The organism is Pseudomonas tehranensis (assembly GCF_014268615.1).
Classification (GTDB): domain Bacteria; phylum Pseudomonadota; class Gammaproteobacteria; order Pseudomonadales; family Pseudomonadaceae; genus Aquipseudomonas; species Aquipseudomonas tehranensis.
Genome location: NZ_JABWQV010000198.1, coordinates 1 through 9,360, shown reverse-complemented (window position 1 = coordinate 9,360; position 9,360 = coordinate 1). Strand labels below are relative to the sequence as shown.

At 60.8% G+C, this 9,360-nt stretch carries 6 protein-coding genes; all 6 read left to right on the top strand.

The features are described 5' to 3' along the window. Positions 1–86: 86 nt before the first annotated feature. The 6 genes from panD to HU811_RS21075 all read left to right on the top strand — a co-directional run bounded on the left by panD (position 87) and on the right by HU811_RS21075 (position 9,293). A complete protein-coding gene (gene panD / locus HU811_RS21100; RefSeq protein ID WP_092403019.1) occupies positions 87–467 on the top strand; it encodes an aspartate 1-decarboxylase in 381 nt (126 codons plus the stop codon). Between the two features lie 348 nt (positions 468–815). Further along, positions 816–2,480: a glucose-6-phosphate isomerase gene (gene pgi / locus HU811_RS21095; protein WP_092403017.1), complete on the top strand. Its 1,665-nt coding sequence runs from the start codon at positions 816–818 to the stop codon at positions 2,478–2,480. Between the two features lie 242 nt (positions 2,481–2,722). Further along, positions 2,723–4,660 carry an acetate--CoA ligase gene (gene acs, locus HU811_RS21090; protein WP_186657924.1) on the top strand — a complete coding sequence of 646 codons (1,938 nt, stop codon included), beginning with the start codon at positions 2,723–2,725 and terminating at the stop codon, positions 4,658–4,660. A 265-nt stretch (positions 4,661–4,925) separates the two neighbouring features. Next, positions 4,926–5,942 carry a class I SAM-dependent rRNA methyltransferase gene (locus tag HU811_RS21085; RefSeq protein WP_186657921.1) on the top strand — a complete coding sequence of 339 codons (1,017 nt, stop codon included), beginning with the start codon at positions 4,926–4,928 and terminating at the stop codon, positions 5,940–5,942. Between the two features lie 119 nt (positions 5,943–6,061). Next, entirely contained in the window at positions 6,062–8,995 is a 2,934-nt protein-coding gene (locus tag HU811_RS21080) for a DUF748 domain-containing protein (protein ID WP_186657919.1), read from the top strand. Between the two features lies 1 nt (position 8,996). Next, positions 8,997–9,293, top strand: a complete 297-nt coding sequence (locus tag HU811_RS21075; protein WP_186657916.1) for a DUF2845 domain-containing protein — start codon at positions 8,997–8,999, stop codon at positions 9,291–9,293. Positions 9,294–9,360 lie beyond the last annotated feature (67 nt).

The window sequence follows — 9,360 nt, the reverse complement described above, 5'->3', positions numbered from 1 at the left end:
CCCACAAGGGTACTGCAGTGTTATTGCCGCTTCAGTAGCCTTCGGGCAAACTGCCCGCCGTTCGGACCCGACCAGAGGAAACATTCATGCACGCCATCATGCTCAAGGCCAAGCTGCACCGCGCCGAAGTCACTCACGCCGTGCTCGACTACGAAGGCTCCTGCGCCATTGATGGTGAGTGGCTGGACCTGTCGGGTATCGGCGAATACGAACAGATCCAGATCTACAACGTCGACAACGGTGAACGCTTCACCACCTACGCGATCCGTGGCGAAGAAGGCTCGCGAATGATTTCGGTCAACGGCGCTGCGGCGCACAAGGCCAAGGTAGGTGACCGGGTGATCATCTGCGCCTACGCCCATTACAGCGAAGCCGAACTGGTCAACTTCAAGCCCCGCATGTTGTATATGGCTCCAGGCAACGAATTGAGCCATACCAGCAATGCCATCCCGGTGCAGCTCGCCTGATCAATCTGATAAATCCCTGTGGGAGCGGGCTTGCTCGCGAAAGCGTCGGTACATTCAATATTGATGTGACAGACACTCCGCCTTCGCGAGCAAGCCCGCTCCCACAGCAAAAGCACCTCTTCGACTAGCCTCGCCGCACTTCCGTCTGTCGGACCAATCCCGCCCCTGTTGTATAAAAAAGTACCGGGAAACGGTCTGACAAAGCCAAGACAGATCGCAACGCGAGGTTTACTGTAGTCGCCCTGTGCCCATAGATCGTGTCGACGCAGTTGTCCGGACGCCCCCTGAGGCCATGCCGGAATTTTTAGTGTACAAAAGGTCGTTCAAGTAAAAAGGAAACCCGCAGCGATGGCGTATTACCGAACCCCTCACGACGTGACCGCTCTGCCTGCCTGGCAAGCGCTGAATGACCACCGCAAAGCCATGCAGGATTTCAGCATGCGCGAAGCGTTCCATGCCGATCCGCAACGTTTCAATCAATTCACCCTGTCGAGCTGCGGCCTGTTTCTCGACTACTCAAAGAACCTGATCAACGCCCAGACCCGTGACCTGCTGGTGTGCCTGGCCAATGAAGTCGACCTCAAGGGCGCGATCAAGGCGTTGTTCGAAGGCGAAATCGTCAATGCCTCCGAGAACCGCCCGGCCCTGCACACCGCGCTGCGCCGGCCGGTAGGCGATAAACTGCTGGTGAACGGCGTCGACGTCATGCCCGACGTACACAAGGTGTTGAACCAGATCACTGATCTGGTGGGCCGCATCCATGACGGCCTGTGGCGCGGCTACACCGAGAAACCGATTACCGACGTGGTGAACATCGGCATCGGTGGCTCTTTCCTCGGCCCGGAACTGGTCTCCGAAGCGCTGCTGTCTTACGCGCAAAAAGGCGTGCGCTGTCACTACCTGGCGAACATCGACGGCAGCGAGTTCCATGAACTGACCATGAAGTTGCGCGCCGAGACCACGCTGTTCATCGTCTCGTCGAAATCCTTCAACACCCTCGAAACCCTGAAGAACGCCCAGGCTGCCCGTGCCTGGTACCTGGCCCAGGGCGGCTCCGAAGCGGAGCTGTACCGCCACTTCATCGCCGTATCGAGCAATAACGCCGCCGCCGTGGCTTTCGGCATCCGCGAAGAAAACATCTTCCCGATGTGGGATTGGGTCGGCGGGCGCTACTCGCTGTGGTCGGCCATCGGCTTACCGATCGCCCTGGCCATCGGCATGTCGAACTTCAAGGAATTGCTCTCCGGCGCCTATTCCATGGACCAGCACTTCCAGAGCGCGCCGTTCGAACAGAACATGCCGGTGCTGCTGGCGCTGCTGGGCGTGTGGTACGGCAACTTCTGGGGCGCGCAAAGCCACGCGATCCTGCCGTACGACCACTACCTGCGCAACATCACCAAGCACTTGCAGCAACTGGACATGGAATCCAACGGCAAGAGTGTGCGCCAGGACGGCACGCCGGTGTCGACCGACACAGGTCCTGTGATCTGGGGCGGCGTCGGTTGCAATGGTCAGCACGCCTACCACCAGTTGTTGCATCAGGGCACCCAGTTGATCCCGGCAGACTTCATCGTGCCAATCGTCAGCTTCAACCCGGTTTCCGATCACCACCAGTGGCTGTACGCCAACTGCCTGTCCCAGAGCCAGGCACTGATGCTGGGCAAGACCCGCGCCGAAGCCGAAGCGGAACTGCGTGACAAAGGCGCGAGTGAAGAAGACGTGCAGAAACTGGCCTCCCACAAGGTGATCCCGGGCAACCGTCCGAGCAACACCCTGGTGGTCGAACGCATCAGCCCACGTCGCCTTGGCGCATTGGTAGCGCTGTATGAACATAAAGTGTTCGTGCAAAGCGTGGTCTGGGGCATCAACGCTTTCGACCAATGGGGCGTGGAGCTGGGCAAGGAATTGGGCAAGGGCGTCTACAACCGTCTGGTGGGCAGCGAAGAAAGCGCGGCCGAAGACCCTTCGACCCAGGGTTTGATCAACTACTTCCGCGGGCGTCATCGCGGGTGATAGTCTGACAGGGCGGCTCACCCGCCCTGTCGCTTTTCGTTCAGGACAGTTCCTACGGCTCGGGTTACCCGCACACCGTGGGGTACACGGCACTGTAGGAGCTGCCGAAGGCTGCGATCTTTTGATCTTGATCCTCCACTTGGTATTCAAGTGTATTGAGAGAAAAGATCGCAGCCTTCGGCAGCTCCTACGAGGGTAGTGCCGCTCCCCTCTTGTCGCAAAAACAAGAATAAGGAACCGTCATGTTCGATATCAGCCAGTACCCCCAAGCCGATGCCGTCCGCCGGGCTGCGCAACTGAGTCAGGACGAGTACACGCGGCTCTACAAAGAATCCATCGAACACCCCAGCGCTTTCTGGGCCGAGCAGGCGACGCGCTTTCTCGACTGGATGACGCCTTGGCAAACCGTCCAGCGCTATGACCTCAAGATCGGCGACGCCACCTGGTTCGCCGGGGGCCAGCTGAACGTCAGCGCCAATTGCATCGACCGCCATCTGGACACACGTGGCGACCAGACAGCGATCATCTGGGAAGGCGACAATCCCGCCGAATCGGCAGAAATCACCTACAGAAAACTTCATCACCATGTTTGCCGCCTGGCCAACGTGCTGAAAAGCCGCGGCGTGAAGAAAGGCGACCGCGTCTGCATCTACATGCCGATGATCCCGGAGGCGGCCTACGCCATGCTTGCCTGCACCCGCATTGGCGCGGTGCATTCGGTAGTGTTCGGCGGCTTTTCGCCGGATTCGCTGCGCGACCGGATTCTCGACGCCGATTGCCGCACCGTGATCACGGCCGACGAAGGCGTGCGCGGCGGACGATTCATACCGCTCAAGCGCAACGTCGATAAGGCCCTGGAAAGTTGCCCGAACGTCAGCACCGTGCTGGTGGTCGAGCGCACTCAGGGCGAAGTGGCCTGGGTCGAAGGCCGCGACCTGTGGTACCACCAGGCCATGCATGAGATGAGCGACGATTGCCCGCCGGAACCGATGGACGCCGAGGACCCGCTGTTCATCCTCTACACCTCCGGCAGTACCGGCAAACCCAAAGGTGTGCTGCACACCACCGGTGGTTATCTGCTGCAAGCGGCGATGACATTCAAGTACGTACTGGACTACCGCGACAACGAAGTGTTCTGGTGCACCGCCGATGTCGGCTGGGTCACCGGCCACAGCTATATCGTCTACGGACCGTTGGCCAACGGCGCCACCACGCTGATCTTCGAAGGCGTGCCGAGCTACCCCAGCAGTTCGCGCTTCTGGCAGGTAATCGACAAGCATCAAGTCAACATTTTCTACACCGCCCCGACCGCCCTGCGGGCGCTGATGCGCGAAGGTACCGGGCCGCTGCAGGAAACGTCGCGCAAAAGCCTGCGATTGCTCGGCAGCGTCGGTGAGCCGATCAACCCGGAGGCGTGGGAATGGTACTTCAACGTGGTGGGCGAACAGCGCTGCCCGATTGTCGACACCTGGTGGCAGACCGAAACCGGCGGCATCATGCTCAGCCCGCTGGTGAGTGCGCCGCGGCTCAAGCCAGGCTGCGCCACCCGACCGATGTTCGGTGTGCAACCGGTATTGCTCGATGAAACCGGCAAGCAAATCAATGGTGCCGGCAGCGGTGTGCTGGCGATCAAGGCGAGCTGGCCGGGGCAGATTCGCAGCGTTTATGGCGACCACCAACGCATGGTCGACACCTACTTCAAGCCCTACCCTGGCTATTACTTCACCGGCGACGGCGCCCGTCGAGACGAAGATGGCGATTACTGGATCACCGGGCGCATCGACGATGTGATCAACGTCTCCGGGCACCGCATCGGCACTGCCGAAATAGAAAGTGCCTTGGTGCTGCACGACAACATCGCCGAAGCCGCGGTGGTCGGTTACCCCCATGACCTCAAAGGCCAGGGCATCTACGCTTTCGTCACGCCGATGGATGGAATCGAGGCCAACGACGCGTTGAAAAAAGAATTGCTGGACCACGTCAGCAAGGAGATCGGCAGCTTCGCCAAACCGGAACTGATCCAGTGGGCGCCGGCACTGCCCAAGACCCGTTCGGGCAAGATCATGCGGCGCATCCTGCGCAAAATTGCCTGCAACGAGCTCGACAGCCTCGGCGACACCTCGACCCTGGCCGATCCGAGCGTGGTGGAGGGGCTGATCGATAAGCGGCTCAATCGCTGAGCCAGCAACACAAGAGTCTGTGGCGAGGGAGCTTGCTTGAGCTGGGCCTGTAGGAGCTGCCGAAGGCTGCGATCTTGTTCTTACACTTGAATCCCAAGTGAAAGATCAAAAGATCGCAGCCTTCGGCAGCTCCTACAGTACAGCCCAGTGGGAGCAAGCTCTCTCGCCACAGGTCGGTGCCCGGCTTCAGATCCGTATGCAATCCCAACCCGAGTATCCATAACTGCTAAACTCCCGCGCCTCATTTCTCTAAGGCGCGCCCGGCATGTCTTCCTTGAATCAGGCGCTGCGCGCCGCCCTCGATCAGCGTCAGGACCTGCTCGGCCAATTGCACCAGCAAGGCACCGATTGCTATCGCTTGTTCCATGGCAGCCAGGAAGGCGCCCCCGGCCTGACGGTCGACCGCTACGGCTCGCAATTGCTGGTACAGAGTTTCCATCAGTCGCTGGAACGCGATGCCTTGCTGCAATTGCACGGTATCGTCAACGAGTACCTGGGCCTGGACACCCTGCTGGTCTACAACGATCGCGCCCGGGGCAATTCGCGCGTCGACCGCCAGGACACCGTTTACCAAGCTGACGAAGCCGCCCTGCAAGACCTTGTCGGCCGTGAATGGGGCTTGAACTACCGCGTGCGCGGGCGCCATGCCGGGCAGGATCCGTTGCTGTTTCTCGACCTGCGTAACGCCCGTGGCTGGGTCAAGGAACACAGCCGCAACAAAAGCGTGCTGAACCTGTTCGCCTACACCTGCGGCGTCGGCCTGAGCGCCGCAGCCGGTGGCGCGCGCGAGGTGTGCAACCTGGACTTTGCCGAAGGCAACCTGGCGGTGGGGCGCGAGAACGGTCTGCTCAACCCTGATCTGCCGCCCATGGATTTCGTGCAATCGGATTACTTCCCGGCCATCCGCCAACTGGCCGGCCTGCCCATCAGTCAGCGGCGCGGACAGAAACTGCCAGGTTATGTGCGCCTGGAGCAACGCCAGTACGACCTGGTGCTGCTCGACCCGCCCGCCTGGGCCAAGAGCGCGTTCGGCACTGTCGACCTGTTGCGCGATTACCAGAGCCTGCTCAAGCCGGCGCTGCTCACCACCGCTGAAAATGGCGTGCTGATCTGCTGCAACAACCTGGCAAAAGTCTCCATGGACGACTGGCGCGAGCAAGTGCTGCGCTGCGCGGAAAAGGCCGGCCGCCCGGTGCGCGAATGGAAAATACTGACACCCGACAGCGATTTTCCCTCGCTGGACCAGCAGCCGCCACTCAAGACGTTGATCCTTCAGCTCTGAACCAGCGGTTCAACTCCTACGCCGAAAACGGATAAATCTGATAAATCACAGTGGCTTCGGAACCGTAAACGCATGCCATACTCCAAGGCACTCCGAATTCACACCAGATGAAGCCGCACATGCCCAAAGGATTGATTCGCGCTTTCGGCGCCCTGTTGACCGTACTGGCCCTCTACAGCCTGCTGGGTTTTCTGATATTACCCGGTGTTGCCTTGCGGATCGCCAATCAACAACTGGCCGACCATGCAACGGTGCCAGCCCGGATTCAGCGTATCGAGCTCAATCCGTTCAGCCTCGAAGTCACGCTTTGGGGCCTGAATGTCGGCGAACCGGGCAAGGAGCAGGTCGCCTTCGAGCGGCTGTACACCAACCTGCAGCTCGACAGCCTCTGGTCCGGCGCCCTGCACCTGACCGATATCGAGCTGGACAAGCCCAAGACCGAGATCATGTTCGCCAAGGACGGTCAGTTGAACCTGCTGGGCCTGTTCAAGCTGCCGGCCAGCGAACCCACCCCGACCGACCCCGACGCCAAGCCGTTTCCGCTGCGAATCGACCGGATCAAACTGGCCGGCGGTTACCTGCATTTTCAGGACCTGCGTCCCAGCGAGCCCATCGAATTTCTGTACGACACCCTTGATTTCGAGCTCAAGAACCTCAGCACTCTGCCCGACGACAACGCCGACATGACCCTGGTGGCCGTCAGCCCTCAAGGCGGCCGGGTCGACTGGACCGGCAACTTCAGCCTCACGCCGATCGCCTCCGAGGGTAAGATCAAAGTCACCGACGGCCAGATGAAAGTCTGGTGGCCCTACGTACGCGACGCGGTACCGCTGGTGCTGGAAAACGGCGTGCTGAACCTGAGTACCGACTACAAGCTCAACCTGGCCAAGGGCACCGAACTGCTGCTCAACAACGTGGCCGTCAGCGTGGCCCCCTTCTCCATCAAGGCGCCGGATGGCCGCCCATTGGCGAAGCTCGAACGCCTGGATGTGAGTGAAACAACCGTCGACCTGGCCAAGCAACAAGTCATCGTCGGCAAGATCCGCAGCCAGAAGCTGGAAACCTGGGCCGCGCGCGAGGCGGATGGGCAACTGGACTGGCAAAAACTCTTCGCCAGTCAGCCGGCTAAACCGCAGGTCAAGGTCGAACCGGCATCGGCCCCAGCAGCCGCCGATTCGCCCGAGCCTGAACCCCAAGCACCGAGCAAGCCCTGGCAGGTGCTGTTGAAGGACGTGCAACTGCGCAATTACCAGGTGCACCTGGCCGATCGTCAGGCGCAACCTGCCGTGGCCCTGGACGTGGGCCCGCTGAACCTCGACCTGCAGAACTACGACACCCTCAACGGTTCACCCTTTACCCTCAAGCTGGAGACCGGGATAGGCAAACAGGGCAAGATCCTGGCTGACGGCGAGGTCAACCTGAATCCGATCACCGCCCGGCTCAAGGTCAAGACCCAGGACATCGACCTACGGGTCGCCCAGGCGTACATCAACCCGTTCATTCGCCTGGAACTGCGCTCCGGGATGCTTGGCAGCGACCTGGCGGTGGACCTCAAGAGCACCGAGCCGCTGGCATTCGCCGTCACTGGTCGCGCCCAGGTCGATCAACTGCACACCCTCGATACCCTCAGGACCCGGGACTTCATCAAATGGAAACAGTTGGTGCTCGAAGGGCTCAACTATCAGCACGGCGATAGCCTGTCGATCGACAAGGTCAACCTGTACCAGCCTTACGCGCGATTCATGATCAACCGAGACCGCACCACCAACGTCGATGACCTGCTGATCCCGCAACCGGCCGACAGCGGTACGAACAACAGCCCGGCAAAACCGGCCTCCCAGGACAAACCGCTGGGCATCCACGTCGGCGGCATTGCCATCAATGACGGTTCAGCCAACTTCGCCGACTTCAGCCTGACGCCAAACTTCGCCACGGCGATCCAGCAGCTCAACGGCCAGATCGGCACCATCGACAGCCGCCAGGCCAAGCCGGCCACCGTGGACATCAACGGCAAGGTCGACCGCTATGCGCCTGTCACCATCAAGGGCGCGGTCAATCCCTTCGACCCGATGGCCAGCCTCGACATCGCCACCAGCTTCAAACGGGTCGAGCTGACGACCCTGACGCCCTATTCCGGCAAGTTCGCCGGCTATCGCATCCGCAAGGGCCGACTCAACCTCGACCTGCATTACCGGATCACCAAAGGCCAGTTGCAGGCCGACAACAAAGTGGTGGTCGAGCAACTGCAGCTGGGGGAAAAGGTCGACAGCCCGGATGCCGTGAGCCTGCCGCTGAAGCTGGCCGTCGCGCTGCTGAAGGATTCCGAAGGCAGGATTTCCATCGAGCTGCCGGTTTCCGGCGACCTCAATGACCCGCAATTCAGCGTGATGCCGATTGTCTGGCAAACACTGCGCAACCTGGTGGTACGCGCGGCCCAGGCGCCATTCAAACTCATCGGTGGACTGGTGGCCGGGGGTGCCTCGCAAGACTTGGGCAGCGTGTCATTCGCCCCGGGCTCAAGCGAACTGAACCCGGACAACGAAGGCACGCTGCTCAAGTTGTCCGAAGCCCTCGGTAAACGTCCGGAGTTGCGCCTGGAGATCGAAGGCACCGCCGCCCAAAGCAGCGACGGTCCGCTGCTCGCCGCCCAGCGTCTGGAACGTGAATACCAGTACAACTACTACAAGATGCTGCAGCGCAGAGGCGACAAAGTCCCTGCCAAGGCCTCGCTGCTGGAGGTGCCCGAGGATGAAAAGGCACCGCTGCTCGAAGGCATCTATCGCACCCGTCTCAAGACCCAGCCACCGGTGGAATGGACGCAACTGGATAAAAAGGCACGCACGGAAAAACTGCGCGAAGGCGTGATCACGTTCTGGAGTGGCAACGAAGTGCTGTTGCGCCAGCTGGGACAGGAGCGTGCCAGCAGCATCAAGGACTTCCTGGTGGACAAAGGGCAATTGGCCGATGACCGTGTGTATTTCATCGACGCCAGCCTCGGTCAGGCCGAAAGTGACGGGCGCGTGATCACCCCTATGCATCTGGATGCCGAATAAGATGAAACGTCTGCACGGGCTTAGCCTGATCTTGCTGCTCGCCAGCGGCCACGTGTCGGCGGCCGATACATTGCGTTGTGGCAGCCAGTTGATCAGCGTCGGTGATCGCTCCAGCGAAGTGCTGCAAAAATGCGGGCAACCCGCGGCGCGGGATGACCTGGGCTACGAGCGCAGTGTCAATCGCCGGGAAGAATACCCGGTGGAAGAATGGACCTACGGCCCCAACAACGGCATGTACCAGTATTTGCGCTTCAAAGGTAACCGGTTGGTGCAGATCACCAGCAAGCGGGGGCGCTAAGCGGGCCACTGCACAATCGGCAGGCATGTGGGTTAACGTGCCGCCGCCTTCGCGAGCAAGCCCGCTC